The sequence below is a fragment of the Streptomyces sp. NPDC102462 genome (assembly GCF_044765425.1).
Lineage (GTDB): Bacteria > Actinomycetota > Actinomycetes > Streptomycetales > Streptomycetaceae > Streptomyces.
On sequence record NZ_JBIWKB010000023.1, the window covers coordinates 111,818 to 130,060 of the forward strand.

The 18,243-nt window shown below is 72.2% G+C and carries 12 protein-coding genes; 6 read left to right on the forward strand and 6 right to left on the reverse strand.

Annotated elements, in window-relative coordinates; translation table 11 throughout:
• The first annotated feature begins 27 nt into the window (after positions 1 to 27).
• The 4 genes from ACIRFL_RS21360 (at position 28) to ACIRFL_RS21375 (ending at position 4,505) form a co-directional block, all read left to right on the forward strand.
• Positions 28 to 618, forward strand: a complete 591-nt coding sequence (locus ACIRFL_RS21360) for a DUF3090 domain-containing protein (RefSeq protein ID WP_404030472.1) — start codon at positions 28 to 30, stop codon at positions 616 to 618.
• On the forward strand, positions 582 to 1,412 hold the full coding sequence (locus tag ACIRFL_RS21365) for an SCO1664 family protein (protein WP_404030473.1): 831 nt from the start codon (positions 582 to 584) through the stop codon (positions 1,410 to 1,412). The genes ACIRFL_RS21360 and ACIRFL_RS21365 overlap by 37 nt, the downstream gene beginning before the upstream one ends.
• A 119-nt stretch (positions 1,413 to 1,531) precedes the next feature.
• Positions 1,532 to 2,761, forward strand: coding sequence for a cysteine--1-D-myo-inosityl 2-amino-2-deoxy-alpha-D-glucopyranoside ligase (gene mshC / locus ACIRFL_RS21370; protein WP_404030475.1), 1,230 nt, complete (start codon positions 1,532 to 1,534; stop codon positions 2,759 to 2,761).
• Between the two features lie 784 nt (positions 2,762 to 3,545).
• Positions 3,546 to 4,505, forward strand: coding sequence for an SMP-30/gluconolactonase/LRE family protein (locus ACIRFL_RS21375; protein WP_404030477.1), 960 nt, complete (start codon positions 3,546 to 3,548; stop codon positions 4,503 to 4,505).
• A gap of 38 nt (positions 4,506 to 4,543) precedes the next feature.
• Here the strand turns inward: ACIRFL_RS21375 and ACIRFL_RS21380 are convergent, their stop codons facing one another.
• From ACIRFL_RS21380 to ACIRFL_RS21405, 6 genes are all read right to left on the reverse strand, one after another.
• On the reverse strand, positions 4,544 to 5,545 hold the full coding sequence (locus ACIRFL_RS21380) for a PAC2 family protein (protein WP_404030479.1): 1,002 nt from the start codon (positions 5,543 to 5,545) through the stop codon (positions 4,544 to 4,546).
• Positions 5,546 to 5,915: 370 nt separating this feature from the next.
• On the reverse strand, positions 5,916 to 6,587 hold the full coding sequence (locus tag ACIRFL_RS21385; RefSeq protein WP_404030480.1) for a FadR/GntR family transcriptional regulator: 672 nt from the start codon (positions 6,585 to 6,587) through the stop codon (positions 5,916 to 5,918).
• Positions 6,588 to 6,699: 112 nt separating this feature from the next.
• Positions 6,700 to 8,322 (reverse strand): FAD-dependent oxidoreductase, encoded by a 1,623-nt coding sequence (locus ACIRFL_RS21390; RefSeq protein ID WP_404030482.1) that lies wholly within the window; start codon positions 8,320 to 8,322, stop codon positions 6,700 to 6,702.
• A gap of 9 nt (positions 8,323 to 8,331) precedes the next feature.
• Positions 8,332 to 9,870 carry a glycerol kinase GlpK gene (glpK, locus tag ACIRFL_RS21395; protein WP_404030484.1) on the reverse strand — a complete coding sequence of 513 codons (1,539 nt, stop codon included), beginning with the start codon at positions 9,868 to 9,870 and terminating at the stop codon, positions 8,332 to 8,334.
• A 79-nt stretch (positions 9,871 to 9,949) separates the two neighbouring features.
• Positions 9,950 to 10,753, reverse strand: a complete 804-nt coding sequence (locus tag ACIRFL_RS21400) for an MIP/aquaporin family protein (RefSeq protein ID WP_404030486.1) — start codon at positions 10,751 to 10,753, stop codon at positions 9,950 to 9,952.
• A 409-nt stretch (positions 10,754 to 11,162) separates the two neighbouring features.
• Complete coding sequence (locus ACIRFL_RS21405) at positions 11,163 to 11,927, reverse strand: IclR family transcriptional regulator (RefSeq protein WP_404030488.1); 765 nt, start codon at positions 11,925 to 11,927, stop codon at positions 11,163 to 11,165.
• 298 nt (positions 11,928 to 12,225) lie between these two features.
• Here ACIRFL_RS21405 and metH point away from each other — a divergent pair, with 298 nt between their 5' ends.
• Both metH and ACIRFL_RS21415 read left to right on the forward strand, forming a co-directional pair.
• Positions 12,226 to 15,753, forward strand: a complete 3,528-nt coding sequence (gene metH, locus ACIRFL_RS21410; RefSeq protein WP_404030490.1) for a methionine synthase — start codon at positions 12,226 to 12,228, stop codon at positions 15,751 to 15,753.
• 1,697 nt (positions 15,754 to 17,450) lie between these two features.
• Positions 17,451 to 18,152, forward strand: a complete 702-nt coding sequence (locus ACIRFL_RS21415) for an HAD family hydrolase (protein ID WP_404030491.1) — start codon at positions 17,451 to 17,453, stop codon at positions 18,150 to 18,152.
• Positions 18,153 to 18,243 lie beyond the last annotated feature (91 nt).

An 18,243-nucleotide genomic window follows, 5' to 3' on the forward strand; every position in this document is an offset into this window, starting at 1 on the left:
CATTCTCGATTCCAATGGAGACAGGACGTGTCCCGTCAGGTGTTCCTCTACGACCCCCCGGACCGCTTCGTGGCCGGCACGGTCGGGCTGCCCGGGCGCCGTACGTTCTTCCTCCAGGCCTCCGCCGGCCCCCGGGTGACCAGCGTGGCCCTGGAGAAGACCCAGGTGGCCGCGCTCGCGGAGCGCATGGACGAACTGCTCGACGAGGTGGTACGCCGTAGCGGCGGCAGCGCGCCGGTGCCCGCGGTCGCCCCGAACGAGATCACGGACAGCGCCCCGCTCGACACCCCCATCGACGAGGAGTTCCGCGTCGGCACCATGGCCCTGGCCTGGGACGGCGACGAACAGCGCATGATCGTCGAGGCCCAGGCGCTGGTGGAACTGGACGCCGACTCCGACGAGGACCTCGCCGAGGCCGAGGAACGGCTGCTCCAGGACGAGGAGAACGGGCCCCCGATGCTGCGGGTCCGGCTCACCGGCGCGCAGGCCAGGGCTTTCGCCAAGCGCGCCCTCGACGTCGTCAACGCCGGAAGGCCGCCGTGCCCGCTGTGCAGCCTGCCGCTCGATCCGGAAGGACACGTATGTCCGCGCCAGAACGGATACCGCCGCGGAGCGTGACGCCCGCCACCGCCCCCGCCGAGCTGCTGGCCAGGGGCGAGCTGAAGGTACGCGGCCGCATCCGCGACGCGTCCAACGCCGCACTGTTCTGCACGGTCGTCCACGACGGGCAGGAGGCGCCCTGCGTCTACAAGCCGGTCGCCGGGGAGCGCCCCCTGTGGGACTTCCCCGACGGCACCCTCGCCGAGCGTGAGGTGGCCGCGTACGAGGTCTCCGAGGCCACCGGCTGGGGCCTGGTGCCGCCCACGGTGCTGCGGGAGGGACCCTACGGCGAGGGCATGTGCCAGCTGTGGATCGAGGCGGTCCCGGACGCCGAACTGCTCGCCCTGGTCGACGGTGAGGAACCCGAACCGGGCTGGAAGGCGATCGGTCTCGCCGAGGTCGGCGAGGGCCGCACGGCGCTGCTCGTGCACGCCGACGACGAGCGGCTGCGCCGGCTCGCCGTCCTCGACGCGGTGATCAACAACGCCGACCGCAAGGGCGGCCATCTGCTGCCGACCGCCGACGGCCGGCTGTACGGCATCGACCACGGGGTCACCTTCAACGCCGAGAACAAGCTGCGCACGCTGCTGTGGGGCTGGGCGGGCGAACCGCTCACCCCCGAGGCGGTCGACGTCCTCAAGGGCCTGCGCGACGCCCTGGGCGACGGCGGCGCACTGGCCGGCCGGCTGGCGGGGCTGATCACGGCGGCGGAGCTGGCGGCCACACACGCGCGTGTCGAGGCGTTGCTGACGTCCGGGACCCATCCGGAGCCGAGCGGTGAATGGCCCGCCATTCCCTGGCCGCCCGTCTGAGCGGACCGAGTCCGGCGGGCGGCGCAGCACATCGGCGGACCGTCCGCAAGATCGCCTTTCCGGCCATCCGGCCTGGTCCGGTTCGTGGGCCGAACTCGCCGCCGGTTAGTCTCATGTACATGCATGCCTGGCCCGCTTCCGACGTCCCCGCCCTGCCCGGTGAGGGCCGCGACCTGAGGATCCACGACACCGCGACCGGCGGCCTGGTCACTCTCGTCCCCGGTCCCGTCGCCCGTATCTACGTCTGCGGCATCACGCCGTACGACGCGACCCACATGGGTCACGCGGCGACCTACAACGCGTTCGACCTCGTCCAGCGCGTGTGGCTCGACACGAAGCGCCAGGTGCACTACGTCCAGAACGTCACCGACGTCGACGACCCGCTGCTGGAACGCGCCCAGCGCGACGGCGTCGACTGGGTCGCCCTCGCCGAGCAGGAGACCGCCCTGTTCCGCGAGGACATGACCGCGCTGCGGATGCTGCCCCCCGAGCACTACATCGGCGCCGTCGAGGCCATACCGGGCATCGTGCCGCTCATCGAGCGGCTGCGGGACCTGGGCGCGGCCTACGAACTCGAAGGCGACATCTACTTCTCCGTGGAGTCCGACCCGCGCTTCGGCAGCGTCTCGCACCTCGACGCCGCCGCCATGCGGCTGCTGTCCGCCGAGCGCGGCGGCGACCCGGACCGCCCGGGCAAGAAGAACCCGGTCGACCCGATGCTGTGGATGGCCGCACGCGACGGCGAACCCCGCTGGGACGGCGGCTCACTGGGCCACGGCCGCCCCGGCTGGCACATCGAGTGCGTCGCCATCGCCCTGGACCACCTCGGCATGGGCTTCGACGTCCAGGGCGGCGGCTCCGACCTCGCCTTCCCGCACCACGAGATGGGCGCCTCGCACGCCCAGGTGCTGACCGGCGAGTTCCCCATGGCCAAGGCGTACGTCCACGCCGGCATGGTCGCCCTGGACGGCGAGAAGATGTCGAAGTCCAAGGGCAACCTCGTCTTCGTCTCCCGGCTGCGCCGCGACGGCGTCGACCCCGCCGCCATCCGGCTCGCCCTCCTCGCCCACCACTACCGGTCCGACTGGGAGTGGACCGACGGGGTGCTGGCGGACGCGGTGGCCCGGCTCGGCCGCTGGCGCGCCGCGGTCTCCCGGCCCGACGGGCCGCCCGCCGAGGCGCTGGTCGAGGAGATCCGCGAGGCGCTGGCGCACGACCTCGACGCCCCGGCCGCGCTGGCCGCCGTCGACCGGTGGGCCGCCGAGCAGCAGGAACACGGCGGCACGGACCCGGGCGCCCCGGGCATCGTCTCACGCACGGTAGACGCCCTACTGGGCGTCGCCCTGTGACCCCACCGCCCCAATAAGCCCGCGGCCCGCGGCCCGCGGGCCCGGCGGAGCCCGGGAACGGGTCCGGTACTAGGTCGGCTGCGGGCCGGCGCACGGATCGGGTGCGGCCCGGCGGTACGTCGGTTGCGGGCCCGGCAGTCCGTCGGCCGCGGTCCAGGGCCGGATGTGACTGGTCGACCGGGCAAGGACGGGCCTGGCCCGGGTGGGCCCGTCGGTCGCGGGCCGGCGCGCGGGCCGTGTGTGGCCCGGCGGTGCGTCGGGCGTGGGGCGCTGTGCGGGCCCGGCTTGGCTGGGGGAGCCGGGTGGGTGCAGGAGGGTGTGACCCGGGGCGTGGCCGGGTGAGGCGTAGGGGCGTGTTCGGGGCGGGGCCGGTGGCATGGCGGTCGTGGGCCCGTGCGCGGGGGCCGTCGGCGGTGCCGGGAGCCTCGGACCCGCTGTTGGCAACGGGCGTGCACTGGGGTCCGCTGTTGGTCGCGGGCCCGCGTTTGGCCCCGCTGTCGGTCACGGGTGTGCATTCGGGCCCGCTGTTGGTCGCGGGCCCGCGCTCGGCCCCGCCGTCGGTCACGGGCGCGCACTGGGATCCGCCGTTGGCCACGGGCCCGCGCTCGGTGTCGCTGTTGGTCACGTGCCCGCACTCGGCCCCGCCGTTGGCCACAGGCCGCGCTCGGTCCCGCCGTCGGTCGTCGGGGCGTACTGGGAACCGCGCGGTTGCTGTGATGGGGTGGGGTGGGTCAGTTGACCGTTGGGCCGGCCAACTGCCGGTCCCCTCGCGGAAGGTCACCCCGTGCCATCCACACACGGCTCCTTCGCACCAGCTCTGACCCGGCGTCGGCTGCTCACCGCAGCCGCCGCGACGACCGCCGCGGCCGCGCTCGCGGCACCCGCCGAAGCCGCATCCTGGCCCACCGCCCTCCGGCTGCCGAACGGTTGGCAGCCGGAGGGCATCACCATAGGCGCGGGCCCCCACGCCTACCTCGGCTCCCTCGCCGACGGCTCCGTCTACCGCGCCGACCTGCGCACGGGCGAGGGCCGGATCGTCTCCACCGGACCCGGCACCCCCGCCGTCGGCCTCAAACTCGACACACACGGACGGCTGTTCATCGCGGGACGGCAGTCCGGCGCCCGCGTGGTGGACGCCCGCAGCGGCGCCACCCTCGCGTCGTACCCGCTCGCCACCACGACCCCGACCTTCGCCAACGACGTCCTGCTCACCCCGCGCGCCGCCTGGTTCACCGACTCCTACCAGCCCGTCCTGTACGCCCTGCCGCTGGGCCGCGACGGCGCGCTGCCGGACGCCGCCGACGTCGTACGGCTGCCGCTCGGCGGCGACTGGCGGCAGAGCCCCGACGGCGCCGTGAACGCCAACGGCATCGCCCGCACCCCGGACGGCTCCGCGCTGCTCGTGGTGCAGTCCGGGGCTGGCCTGCTGCACCGGGTGGACCCGCGCACCGGGATCACCGGGACCGTGGACCTCGGGGACGCGGCACCCCTCACCAACGGCGACGGCCTGCTGGTCACCGGCCGCACCCTGTACGTCGTACAGAACCGGCAGAACGCGATCGACGTCTTCCGGCTCGCCCCCGACGGCCGCAGCGGCGTCTTCCGGCGGCGCATCACCGCACCCGGCTTCGACGTGCCGACCACCGTGGCCGCCCACCGGGGCCGGCTCTACCTGCCCAACGCGCGGTTCACCACGCCGCCGACCCCGGACACGACGTACTCCGTGACCGCCGTCGACGCATGACACGACGGGGGCGGTGCGCCGTGCGCACCGCCCCCGGCTCAGTCCTCCGAGGTGTCCTCGTCGTCGCTGTCCGGCGTACCGGAACCGCCGGGCTTAGGCGGCTTCGGCGGCCGGGTCCGGCCGGGCGGGTTGTCCCGCCGGTACGAGGACGGGGAGGGGCCGTCCCCGCCGTCCGCCGTGGCGTGCCCGCCGGGCGGGCTGACATCCCGGCGCCGCAGATACCGCTCGAACTCCCGGGCGATCGCCTCGCCCGACGCCTCCGGCAGCTCGGCGGTGTCCCGCGCCTCCTCCAGCGTCTGGACATACTCGGCGACCTCGCTGTCCTCGGCCGCCAGCTGGTCCACGCCCACCTGCCAGGCGCGCGCGTCCTCCGCCAGCTCGCCCAGCGGAATGCGCAGGTCGAGCAGGTCCTCCAGGCGGTTGAGCAGGGCCAGCGTCGCCTTCGGGTTGGGCGGCTGCGACACATAGTGCGGCACCGCGGCCCACAGGCTGACGGCCGGCACGCCCGCGTGCGTGCACGCCTCCTGGAGCACGCCGACGATGCCCGTGGGGCCCTCGTACTTGGTCTCCTCCAGGTCCATGCGGTCGGCCAGGTCCGGGTCGGACGTGACCCCGCTGACCGGGACCGGACGCGTGTGCGGGGTGTCGCCGAGCAGCGCCCCCAGGATGACCACCAGCTCCACGCCCAGCTCGTGCGCGAAGCCCAGCAGCTCGTTGCAGAACGAGCGCCACCGCATGGACGGTTCGATGCCGCGGATCAGCACCAGGTCCCGCGGCTTGTCGCCGCCGACCCGGACCACCGAGAGTCTGGTCGTCGGCCAGGTGATCTTGCGTACGCCGCCGTCCATGAACACCGTGGGGCGGTTCACCTGGAAGTCGTAGTAGTCCTCGGCGTCCAGCGCCGCGAACACCTCGCCCTTCCACTCCCGCTCAAGATGAGCGACCGCGGTGGAGGCGGCGTCGCCGGCATCGTTCCAGCCCTCGAACGCGGCCACCATCACTGGGTCGATCAGCTCGGGAACTCCCTCCAGCTCGATCACCCAGCGCCTCCTTCCGACGTGCCCTCGCGTACGTCCCAACCTTACGGCGTCCAGCGGGACCCCCCGCAGCCCCCTTGCACACCCGAGTGAACGCATCACTGCCCCGTTCACCACCAGGGAACACCAACGCCCCCGGGCTGTCCTTTCTGGCAGGGACCGACGCACCAGGGGCGCGGGGAACTGCGCGAAAACCCCCACAAACCCGCACCTATAAGCCGTCCGGCACCCCCTCAAGGGGCGCGGGGAACTGCGCAAACACCCCAACGAACCCGCACCAACAACCCGTCCCGCACCCCCACGGCGCCCCCGCAACCCCAACAAACCCGCACCAACAAGCCGCCCCCCACCCCCACGACCCCCCCGGCCGAACTCACAGAGTGGACCGTAGCCACTGCTCCACGCTGGCGACATGCACCGTCGCCCACGACCGAGCCGCCTCCGCGTCCCGGTCCCGCAGCGCGGCCAGGATCGCCCGGTGCTCACGCAGCGTGCGGGCGACCGCGTCCTCCTGGGTGAGCCCGCGCCAGATCCGGGCCCGGGTCGTCGGCCCGGACAACCCGTCGAGCAGGGAGCACAGCACCGAGTTCCCGGAGCTCTGCACGATGCCGCGGTGGAACTCCAGGTCGGAGGCGACCAGTTCCTCCACCGAGGGCGCCGCGCCCAGCGCGTCCAACTGGTCCGACAGCGCGTCAAGTTGCCGCTCGCTGATCCGCGGGGCCGCCATCGCCGTCGCGGCCGGCTCCAGGATCCGGCGCACCGCAAGGAACTCCAGGACCGTGTCGTCGCGGTGGAAGTCCACGACGAAACTCATCGCCTCCAGCAGCAGCTGCGGATCGAGGCTGGTGACATACGTGCCGTCGCCCTGGCGCACGTCCAGGATCCGGATCAGGGACAGCGCGCGCACCGCCTCCCGCAGCGAGTTGCGGGACAGCCCCAGTTCCGCTGCCAGCTCGCTCTCCTTGGGCAGCCGGTCACCGGGGCGCAGCGCACCGGAGACGATCATGTCCTTGATCTTCTCGATCGCCTCATCGGTGACTGCCATGACGGGCCTCCCTGCGCTCAGACATCCGATGTCTCAAGCCACATTATGGGCCCACCGCCTCCGGGCGGCCCCACCGGAGCGGGACCGCCCTCAGCACGGCCGGAAGACCTGGCTACGCCCGCTTCTCGGCCAGTACCCCGGCGACCTCGGCGCGTACCTCGTCCGTGGCGAGCCCGCGGATCGTCAGCGTCGTCCGGCGCCGCAGCACGTCCTCCGGTGTCTCGGCCCACTCGTGGTCACGGGCCCACACCACCTGCGCCCAGATCTCCGGCGCGTCCGGGTGGACCCGCTCGGCCAGCTGCGGGTCCTCGTTGGCCAGCCGGGCGATGTCGAAGGCCAGCGAACCGTAGTGGGTGGCCAGGTGCCGAGCCGTGTCGGCGGCCATCCGCGGGCCGGGCGCCGGACGGTCCACGAGGAGCCGGTGGGCCACCGCACGGGGATTGGCCACGCCGGGCAGCGGCAGCTTCCTCGGCAGCGCGGAGACCGGTTCGAAGTCGTCGCCCAGCGGATGCCCGGGCAGCGACTCCAGCTTCTTCATGACCGTACGGCCGATGTGCCGGAAGGTCGTCCACTTGCCGCCCGCGACGGACAGCATGCCGCCCCTGCCCTCCGTCACCACGGTCTCCCGCTTGGCCTTCGCGGTGTCGCCGGGGCCGCCCGGCAGCACCCGCAGACCGGCGAACGCATAGGTGATCAGGTCGCGGTCGAGCTGCTGGTCACGCACGGAGAACGCGGCCTCGTCGAGTATCTGGGCGATGTCCTTGTCGGTGACCGCGACGTCCGCCGGGTCACCCTCGTACACCTCGTCGGTCGTGCCGAGCAGCAGCATGTCCTCCCAGGGGAGGGCGAAGGTGATGCGGTACTTGTCGATCGGGGTGGCGAGCGCCGCCTTCCAGGGGGCGGTGCGCCTGAGCACCAGGTGCGCGCCCTTCGACAGCCGGATCGACGGCGCCGCGTTCGGGTCCTCCAGCGCGCGCAGCCGGTCCACCCAGGGGCCGGTCGCATTGAGCACCAGCCGGGCGTTCACGCCGAACTCGTCGCCGGACAGCCGGTCCGTCAGCTCGGCGCCGGTGACCCGGCCCCGGGTGAAGCGCAGCCCGGTCACCTCGGCGTGGTTGAGGACGACGGCGCCCGCCTCGACGGCCGCGCGGACCGTCATCAGCGCCATGCGCGCGTCGTTCATCTGGTCGTCGCCGTACACGGCCACGGCCTTCAGGTTCTCGGTGCGCAGCTCGGGCACGTCCTGCGCTGCCTTCGCAGGGGAGAGCAGATGGCCCACGCCGTCCCCGAACGCGGACAGCGCCGAGTACGCGAAGACGCCCGCCCCGAGCTTTGCCGCGCCGTGCGGCCCGCCCTTGTACACCGGGAGGTAGAAGGTGAGCGGGTTCGCCAGGTGGGGGGCCACCTGGCGGGAGACCGCGCGCCGTTCGAAGTGGTTCTCCGCGACCAGCTTGACCGCGCCGGTCTGCAGATAGCGCAGGCCGCCGTGGAGCAGCTTGGACGAGGCGGACGAGGTGGCACCGGCGAAGTCGCCGGCGTCGACCAGAGCCACCCTGAGACCGGACTGCGCGGCGTGCCAGGCGGTGGAGATGCCGAGGATGCCGCCGCCTATCACAAGAAGGTCGTACGACGCCCTGGCGAGCTGTTCCCGGGTCTCGGCGCGGCTCGGGTTGGCGCCGTAGGCCGGGCGCGTCCCCAGAGCGGGCACGGACTGCAGGGTGGGCTGACTGGTCATGTCGGGTGCTTACTCCTCGTGCTCGATCCAGCCCATGGTCCGCTCGACGGCCTTGAGCCAGCTCTTGTATTCACGGTCGCGGGTCTCCGCGTCCATGCGGGGCGTCCACTCGGCGGCCCGGCGCCAGTTGGCGCGCAGGTCGTCGGTGTTGTTCCAGAAGCCGACGGCGAGACCGGCGGCGTAGGCGGCGCCCAGGCAGGTCGTCTCGGCGACCATGGGGCGCACCACCGGGGCGTCCAGGACGTCGGCGAGGTTCTGCATGAGCAGGTTGTTGGCGGTCATGCCGCCGTCGACCTTCAGGGTGGACAGTTCGACGCCGGAGTCCTTGGTCATGGCGTCCGCGATCTCCCGCGTCTGCCAGGCGGTGGCCTCCAGGACGGCGCGGGCCAGGTGCGCCTTGGTGACGTACCGGGTCAGGCCGGCGATCACACCGCGGGCGTCGGAGCGCCAGTGCGGGGCGAACAGACCGGAGAACGCCGGCACGAAGTAGGCGCCGCCGTTGTCCTCGACCGACAGCGCGAGCGTCTCGATCTCGGCGGCGGTGGAGATCAGGCCCATCTGGTCGCGCATCCACTGCACCAGCGCGCCGGTGACGGCGATCGAGCCCTCCAGGGCGTAGACCGTCGGCTGGTCGCCGATCTTGTAGCCGACCGTGGTCAGCAGCCCCGCGTACGAGTTGATGATCTTGTCACCGGTGTTCATCACCATGAAGGTGCCGGTGCCGTACGTCGACTTGGTCTCGCCCTCGGCGAAACAGGTCTGGCCGAACAGGGCCGCCTGCTGGTCGCCGAGCGCGGAGGCCACCGGGATGCCGCCGAGCAGTTCACCGAGCTTGCCGCCGGTGACCTCGCCGTAGACCTCGGCGGACGAACGGATCTCGGGGAGGATCTGCAGCGGGACACCGATGGACTCGCAGATCTTGTCGTCCCACTGCATCGTGTGCAGGTTCATCAGCAGGGTGCGGGAGGCGTTGGTGACGTCCGTGACGTGCCGGCCGCCGTCGACGCCGCCGGTCAGGTTCCAGATGACCCAGGAGTCCATGGTGCCGAAGAGGATGTCGCCGGCCTCGGCGCGCTCGCGCAGCCCGTCGACGTTGTCGAGCAGCCAGCGGGCCTTGGGGCCGGCGAAGTAGGAGGCCAGCGGCAGACCGGTCTCGCGGCGGAAGCGGTCCTGGCCGACGTTGCGCCCGAGTTCCTTGCACAGGGCGTCGGTGCGGGTGTCCTGCCAGACGATGGCGTTGTGGACGGGACGGCCGGTGTTCTTGTCCCACAGCACGGTGGTCTCGCGCTGGTTGGTGATGCCGATGGCCTTGATGTCGTCGCGGGTGATGCCGGCCTTCTCCACGGCCTTGGCGACGACCTCCTGGACGTTGGTCCAGATCTCGTTCGCGTCGTGCTCGACCCAGCCCGGCTTCGGGAAGATCTGCTCGTGTTCCTTCTGGTCGACGGAGACGATGCGGCCGTCCCGGTCGAAGACGATGCAGCGGCTGGAGGTGGTGCCCTGGTCGATCGCGGCGATGAAGGGCCCTGCGGTGTGGGCGTCGGTCACTGTGTGCTCCTGGAGGTTCCGTGGGTGAGGGCTTGCGGGGCGGCGCCTGCTGTGCGGCTCGGGGGAAGCGGGGGTGCTTCTAAGCAAATGCGACGTTGTAGATGCCCGCAGCGACGGCGCCGCCGATCAGTGGACCGACCACCGGAATCCAGGCGTAGCTCCAGTCGGAGCCGCCCTTGTTGGGCAGGGGCAGCAGGGCGTGCACGATACGCGGGCCGAGGTCACGGGCCGGGTTGATCGCGTACCCGGTCGGGCCGCCGAGGGACAGACCGATGGAGACGACCACCAGCGCAGTGATCAGGGCGCCCAGGGTGCCGAGGCCGTTGCCCTCGTCGTTCAGGCCCTGGGTGAGGATGGCGAGGACCAGCACCAGCGTGCCGATGATCTCCGTGGCGAGGTTCTGCACCGCGTGCCGGATCTCCGGGCCGGTGGAGAAGACGCCGAGGACCGGCCCTGCGGCGGGCTCCTCGGCCTCGACGGCCTTGACCCGCGCGGACGTGGTGGCCTGGGCGCCCGGACCGCCGACGATCTCCCGGTCGGTGAGGTGCGCGTGGAACTGGCCGTAGTAGGCCACCCAGACCAGTGCGGCGCCGATCATGGCGCCGAGCAGCTGGCCGCCCCAGTAGACGGGCAGGTTGCCGAAGTCGTCGTCCTTGATCGCGAGCGCGAGCGTCACGGCCGGGTTGAGGTGGGCGCCGGACAGGGGCGCCGAGGTGTAGACCGCCGTGAGTACCGCGAAGCCCCACCCGAAGGCGATGGCGAGCCAGCCGGCGTTACGGGCCTTGGAAGCCTTCAGCGTCACGGCGGCGCAGACGCCGCCGCCGAGCAGGATGAGTATGGCGGTACCGATGGTCTCGCCGATGAAGATGTCGGAGCTGGACACCCGCGACTCCTTTGTCCTTCGTCCAGGGAAGCCGAACCCCGGGTCCCTCCGGGGGTTCTGGTGCCCTCGGGGTGAGAGCGATGCCGGCCCTTGGCGTTGTCACACTCTAGCGCGTATTGCCGGTAAGTGTTCGACAATGCCGACCGTTGGACGGGAGTCTTGCTCCGGTGTTACGCATGAGTCAAGTGTTTGGATGCGAAACTCCGATCGTTATTGATCGCCGTTGATCGCTACGGGTGACCGGTCCCCGGAAATCGCCGCGGGCGACCGGCCCCGGAACACGGCGAAGGCCGGCACGCCGACAGGCGAACCGGCCCCGGTCGAAGCGATGCCTCGAAGCGATGCCTCGAAGCGATGCCTCGAAGTGATCGGCCGAAGCGCTCGGCCGAAGGAAACAGGGGACGGGGGTTCAGAACCGCCCGGCGCCCAGATCGCGCGACACCGCGCGGGCACAGTCCCGCACGGCCGCGATCAGCTCGGGGCGCAGCTCACCGTCCCGGCACAGCCGCTCCACCGCGCCGGTGACACCGACCGCGCCCACCGGCATCCGCCGCCGGTCGTGGACGGGTGCGGCCACCGAGGCCACGCCCTGCCAGGTCTCCTCCACGTCCGCCGCGTACCCCCGCGCCCGCGTGAGGTCCAGGACCTGCTCGAAGCCCTCCGGGTCGCACACGGTGCGATCGGTGAACGCCTTGCGGTCGGCCTCCAGCGCCTCGCTGTGCGCCACCGGGTCGTAGGCCGACAGCACCTTGCCCATGGCCGTGGAGTGCAGCGGCTGCATGGCCCCGATCTCCAGGACCTGCCGGCTGTCGTCCGGCCGGAAGACATGGTGCACGATCAGCACGCCGTGCTGGTGCAGGACGCCCAGGTAGGCGCTCTCGCCGCTGGAGCGGGCCAGGTCGTCCGTCCACACCAGGGCCCGCGCCCGCAGCTCGTGCACATCGAGGTAGGTGGTGCCCAGGCGCAGCAGCTCGGCGCCGAGCTGGTAGCGCCCCGAGGGCTCGTCCTGCTCCACGAACCCCTCCTGCTGGAGGGTGCGCAGGATTCCGTGGGCGGTGCCCTTCGCGAGGCCCAGCGAGGAGGCGATGTCCGACAGGCCGAGCCGTCGCTCGCCGCCCGCCAGCAGCCGCAGCATCGCGGCCGCCCGTTCGAGCGACTGGATGTTCCGTGTCATCGCCGTACCGCCCTCCGTCCCTTCGGCTGTGCGACCCCGGCGGCAACCGCCGCCGTCGTTCGGCAATGTCGAACACTACCGGTCCATGCCGACCTCCCGCCAACGGGTCGGTCGCCCTGCGTGACGCCCCCTGCCGACGTCTCCCGACGCCCGCGGGACCCGTCCGCCCCACCCGTCCGTCCCGTGGACGCCCTGCCCATCCAAGCCCACTCCCGGTTAGGCTGGCGCCGTGCGCCTGCTCCGGGCCCGTCCGGACGACCGCATAGCCGACAGCCGTCGCACTCCAGGGAGCCCCTACATGGCCTTGTCGCCACCGACCCCTTCAGCCGACAGCCGGACCCGCGTGTCCGCACTCCGCGAAGCGCTCGCCACCCGTGTGGTGGTCGCCGACGGAGCGATGGGCACCATGCTCCAGGCCCAGGAGCCCACACTCGACGACTTCGAGAACCTTGAGGGCTGCAACGAAATCCTCAACCTGACCCGCCCCGACATCGTCCGCTCCGTCCACGAGGCCTACTTCGCCGTGGGCGTGGACTGCGTCGAGACCAACACCTTCGGGGCCAACCACGCGGCCATGGCCGAGTACGACATCGCCCACCGCGTGTACGAGCTGTCCGAGGCCGGCGCCCGCGTGGCCCGCGAGGTCGCCGACGGATTCACCGCGGGCGACGGCCGGCAGCGCTGGGTCCTCGGCTCCATCGGCCCCGGCACCAAACTGCCCACGCTCGGCCACGCCGCCTACACCACCCTGCGCGACGCCTACCAGCGCAACGCCGAGGGCCTGGTCGCGGGCGGTGCCGACGCGCTGCTGGTGGAGACCAGCCAGGACCTGCTGCAGACCAAGGCCGCCGTCCTCGGCGCCCGCCGCGGCCTTGCCGCCCTCGGCCTGGACCTGCCGGTCATCGTGTCCGTCACCGTCGAGACCACCGGCACCATGCTGCTCGGCTCCGAGATCGGCGCGGCCCTGACCGCGCTGGAACCACTCGGCATCGACATGATCGGCCTGAACTGCGCCACCGGCCCGGCCGAGATGAGCGAACACCTGCGCTACCTCGCCCGCAACGCCCGTATCCCGCTGTCCTGCATGCCGAACGCGGGCCTGCCGGTCCTCGGCAAGGACGGCGCCGAGTACCCGCTGACCGCGCCGGAACTGGCCGACGCCCAGGAGACCTTCGTCCGCGAATACGGCCTCTCGCTGGTCGGCGGCTGCTGCGGCACCACCCCCGAGCACCTGCGCCAGGTCGTCGAGCGCGTCCAGGGCCTCACCCCGCCCGAGCGCAGCCCGCGGCCCGAGCCGGGCGCCGCCTCGCTGTACCAGTCGGTGCCGTTCCGCCAGGACACCTCCTACCTGGCGATCGGGGAGCGGACCAACGCCAACGGCTCGAAGAAGTTCCGCGAGGCCATGCTGGAGGGCCGCTGGGACGACTGCGTCGAGATGGCACGCGAACAGATCCGCGAGGGCGCGCACATGCTCGACCTGTGCGTGGACTACGTCGGCCGCGACGGCGTCGCCGACATGGACGAACTCGCCGGCCGCTTCGCCACCGCGTCCACCCTGCCGATCGTGCTCGACTCCACCGAGGTGGACGTCATCCGGGCCGGCCTGGAGAAACTGGGCGGCCGTGCGGTCATCAACTCCGTGAACTACGAGGACGGCGACGGCCCGGAGTCCCGGTTCGCGAAGGTCACTCAGCTCGCCCGGGAGCACGGCGCCGCGCTGATCGCGCTGACCATCGACGAGCAGGGCCAGGCCCGCACCCCGGAGAAGAAGGTCGAGATCGCCGAACGGCTGATCGACGACCTGACCGGGAACTGGGGCATCCGCGAGGACGACATCCTCATCGACACCCTGACCTTCACCATCTGCACCGGCCAGGAGGAGTCCCGCAAGGACGGCATCGCCACCATCGAGGCGATCCGCGAACTCAAGCGCCGCCACCCCGCCGTGCAGACCACGCTGGGCCTGTCGAACATCTCCTTCGGGCTCAACCCGGCCGCCCGCATCCTGCTCAACTCGGTCTTCCTCGACGAGTGCGTGAAGGCCGGCCTGGACTCGGCCATCGTGCACGCCTCCAAGATCCTGCCGATCGCCCGCTTCGACGAGGAGCAGGTACGCACGGCCCTCGACCTGATCTACGACCGCCGCGCGGAGGGCTACGACCCGCTGCAGAAGCTGATGGCGCTGTTCGAGGGCGCCACCGCGAAGTCACTGAAGGCCGGCAGGGCCGAGGAACTGGCCGCCCTGCCGCTGGAGGAGCGCCTGAAGCGGCGCATCATCGACGGCGAACGCAACGGCCTGGAGGCCGATCTCGACGAGGCCCTGCGCAGCCGCAAGGCCCTCGACATCGTCAACGAAACCCTCCTCGACGGCATGAAGGTCGTCGGCGAACTCTTCGGCTCCGGCCAGATGCAGCTGCCGTTCGTCCTGCAGTCCGCCGAGGTGATGAAGGCAGCCGTCGCCCACCTCGAACCGCACATGGAGAAGGTGGCCGACGGGCAGGAAGACCTGGGCAAGGGCACGATCGTGCTCGCCACCGTGCGCGGCGACGTGCACGACATCGGCAAGAACCTCGTCGACATCATCCTGTCCAACAACGGCTACAACGTCGTCAACCTCGGCATCAAACAGCCGGTCTCGGCCATCCTGGAGGCGGCCGAGGAACACCGGGCGGACGTCATCGGCATGTCCGGGCTGCTGGTCAAGTCCACGGTGATCATGAAGGAGAACCTGGAGGAGCTGAACCAGCGGGGCCTCGCGGCGACCTACCCCGTGATCCTCGGCGGCGCCGCCCTGACCCGGGCCTACGTCGAGCAGGACCTGCACGAGCTGTACGAGGGCGAGGTCCGCTACGCCCGCGACGCCTTCGAGGGCCTGCGCCTGATGGACGCGCTCGTCGGCGTGAAGCGGGGCCTGCCCGGGGCGAAGCTGCCGGAGCTGAGGCAGCGCCGGGTGCGGCCGGTGGCGGCCGTCGAGACCGAGGAACGGCCCGAGGAGGGCCACGTACGCTCGGACGTCGCCACCGACAACCCCGTGCCCGCGCCGCCGTTCTGGGACACCCGCGTCATCAAGGGCATCCAGCTCAAGGAGTACGCGAGCTGGCTGGACGAGGGCGCGCTGTTCAAGGGGCAGTGGGGACTGAAGCAGGCCCGCACCGGCGACGGACCCTCGTACGAGGAACTGGTGGAGACCGAGGGCCGGCCGCGGCTGCGGGGCCTCCTTGACCGGCTCCAGACGGAGAACCTGCTCGAAGCCGCCGTCGTCTACGGGTACTTCCCCTGCGTGTCCAAGGACGACGACCTGATCATCCTGGACGACCGGGGCAACGAACGCACACGGTTCACCTTCCCGCGCCAGCGGCGTGGCCGCCGGCTGTGCCTGGCCGACTTCTTCCGTCCGGAGGAGTCGGGTGAGACCGACGTGGTCGGCCTCCAGGTCGTCACCGTCGGCTCGCGGATCGGCGAGGAGACGGCGCGGCTCTTCGCGGCCGACTCCTACCGGGAATACCTCGAACTGCACGGCCTGTCCGTGCAGTTGGCGGAGGCGCTGGCCGAGTACTGGCACGCCAGGGTCCGCTCCGAGCTGGGCTTCGCCGGGGAGGACCCGGCGGACATGGAGGACATGTTCGCCCTGAAGTACCGGGGCGCCCGCTTCTCCCTCGGCTACGGCGCCTGCCCCGACCTGGAGGACCGGACCAAGATCGCCGAACTGCTGCGTCCGGAGCGCATCGGCGTCCACCTCTCGGAGGAGTTCCAGCTCCACCCCGAACAGTCCACGGACGCCATCGTCATCCACCACCCAGAAGCCAAGTACTTCAACGCCCGCTGACCCCCGCCCCGGGACACGCCCGCGCTCCCACACGGGCTGCTCCCAGCACGGGGGCACCTCCCGAGCCGGACCGGCTTTCCGGATGGGCGGGCTTTCAACGCGGGCCGGCTTCCGGGGAACGCGGGCCGGCTTCCGGGGTGGGGGTGCCCTCCCGCGCGGCGCGGCTTCCGGGCGGGCCGGCTTCCCGAGTGGGCCGGCTTTCCGGATGGGCGGGCTTTCAACGCTGGCCGGCTTCCCACGCGGGGCGGCCTCCGGGCGGGCTGGCTTCCCATGCGGGCCAGCTTCCCGGGTGGGACGGGCTTTCAACGCGGGGCGGCTTCCGGGTGGGGGTGCCTCGCTGCGCGGGGTGGCTTGCCGCGCGGGCTGGTTCCTCCGCGGGGGCGTCCCCCGGGGCGGGCCGCCTTCCCGCGTGGGTTGGCTTTCCGGGTGGGTGCTTTCACAGGGGGTGGCTTCCTGCGCGGGCCAGCTTCCCTCGGAGGTCGGCTTCTTCCCCCGTGGGGCGGCTTTCCGTTTGGGGCCGGCTTCCGGCGTGGGGCGCTTTCTCGGTCAGGCCGTCCCGCGTGGGCGGGTTCCTGCCTGGGCTGGCTTCCTACAGGGGCCGGCTTCTTGCCCTGTGGGGCGTCTTCGGGGCGCGGCGGGGGGCCATGTGGGGCGCCTGAAGCCGGCCGGCCCTTGCGAGGGGTCCCTCAAGGTCATCGTATGTCGGCCCTGTCCCGGGAGCTCGACGGCACCCGCACGGCGCCCAGACCCACCGCCGCGCCCGCACCTGCCAGCAGCGGTTGTGCCCGCGCGCCTGTACTCGGGCCGCTGTGCCGTGGCCGCTGACCATGCATACTCACCCGCTGCATCCGCGCCTGCGCGCCCCCGCTGCGTCCGCGCCCGACCGCCAGCTGCCCGCGCCCGCCTGGCCGCCGTTCCCACAACCGGCCGCTGCACCCACGCCCGCCCGGCGGCTGTGCTCGCGCCCGCCAGCTACGTCCACGCCGCCCACCACGCCCGTGCATGGCCGCTCGCTGTGCCCGCCCTCGCCCACCGTGCCTGCACTCGCGTACCACGTGACCCTGGCCCGCTGTGCCCCCCACCGTGCCCGCGCCCGCTGTGCCCGCCCTCGCCTACCCTGCCTGCATCCGCGTACCGCGTGCCCCTGGCCCGCTGTGCCCCCACCGTGTCCGCGCCCGCTGTGCCCGCCCTCGCCTACCCTGCCTGCATCCGCGTACCGCGTGCCCCCGGCCTGCTGTGACCCCCCACCGTGTCCGCGCCCGCACACCATGCGCGCCCTCGCCCACCGTGCCTGCACCCGCGTACCGCGTGCCCGCCCCGCTCGCTGTGACCGCCCGCCGTGCCCGTGCCCCGTACCGTGCCTGCCCACCATGCCCGCCCCCGACCGCCCCCATGCCTGCCCACCGCGCCCGTGCCTGCCCACCGCGCCTGCCCTCGGCCGCCCACCACCTCCGCCCACCGCGCCCCGCGCCGGCGCACCATGCCCGCCCCCCCCGTGGCGGCGTGGTGGGTGGTGGGGGTGGGTTTTGGCTGGTCAAGGGCGGTGGGTGGGGGTGGGTGGGGGTTACCTGGGGTAGCGGGGGCGGGCGGGTCGTGGTGCGCGGTTTGGGTGGGAGGGACGTACACTGGTCGGTCCACCGCAGGCCGGTTCCCCGCATGGGAACCGGCCTGATCGTCCCTCAAGGAGGTGCGCCAGGATGACCGCTACGGTCCCCGCGCTCGGAACCCGTTCGGCGGAAGGCTCGGCCCTGCAGGCCGTCCTCCTGGACATGGACGGCACTCTGGTGGACACCGAAGGCTTCTGGTGGGAGGTCGAGGTCGAGGTGTTCGCCGCACTCGGCCACACCCTCGACCAGTCCTGGCGCCACGTCGTCGTCGGCGGCCCGATGACCCGCAGCGCCGGCTTCCTGATCGAGGCCACCGGCGCCGACATCACCCTCGCCGAGCTGTCGGTCCTGCTCAACGAGGGGTTCGAGGACCGCATCGGCCGCACCCTGCCGCTGATGCCCGGCGCCATCCGGCTGCTCGCCGAGCTGTACGAGCAGGAGATCCCCACGGCCCTGGTCTCCGCCTCCCACCGCCGCATCATCGACCGCGTCATGGTCTCCCTCGGCCCCCACCACTTCGGCCTGTCCATCGCGGGCGACGAGGTCTCCCGCACCAAGCCGTACCCCGACCCGTATCTGCTCGCCGCGGCCGGCCTCGGCGTGGACCCGGCCAGATGCGCGGTCGTCGAGGACACCGCGACCGGCGTCGCGGCGGCCGAGGCCGCCGGCTGCCGGGTGGTCGCCGTACCGTCCGTCGCGCCCATCGCCCCGGCCGCCCGCCGCACCGTCGTCGGCTCCCTCGAAGAGGTCGACCTGGCCTTTCTACGCGGCCTCATGACGGATATGCACTAGTGTCTCGTGACCCTGATTGAGTTACTTCGAGTTGTTATTGACGAGTTTCTTCACGCTGGTCTGGACGAGTCGGACCTTGGCGAGGATCTCG

Bases quoted from the DNA above. Each gene is read 5' to 3' on its own strand.
- ACIRFL_RS21365 (WP_404030473.1), top strand. From the start codon at position 582: ATGTCCGCGCCAGAACGGATACCGCCGCGGAGCGTGACGCCCGCCACC.
- mshC (WP_404030475.1), top strand. From the start codon at position 1,532: ATGCATGCCTGGCCCGCTTCCGACGTCCCCGCCCTGCCCGGTGAGGGC.
- ACIRFL_RS21385 (WP_404030480.1), bottom strand. From the start codon at position 6,587: ATGGCAGTCACCGATGAGGCGATCGAGAAGATCAAGGACATGATCGTC.
- ACIRFL_RS21390 (WP_404030482.1), bottom strand. From the start codon at position 8,322: ATGACCAGTCAGCCCACCCTGCAGTCCGTGCCCGCTCTGGGGACGCGC.
- ACIRFL_RS21405 (WP_404030488.1), bottom strand. From the start codon at position 11,927: ATGACACGGAACATCCAGTCGCTCGAACGGGCGGCCGCGATGCTGCGG.
- metH (WP_404030490.1), top strand. From the start codon at position 12,226: ATGGCCTTGTCGCCACCGACCCCTTCAGCCGACAGCCGGACCCGCGTG.
- ACIRFL_RS21415 (WP_404030491.1), top strand. From the start codon at position 17,451: ATGACCGCTACGGTCCCCGCGCTCGGAACCCGTTCGGCGGAAGGCTCG.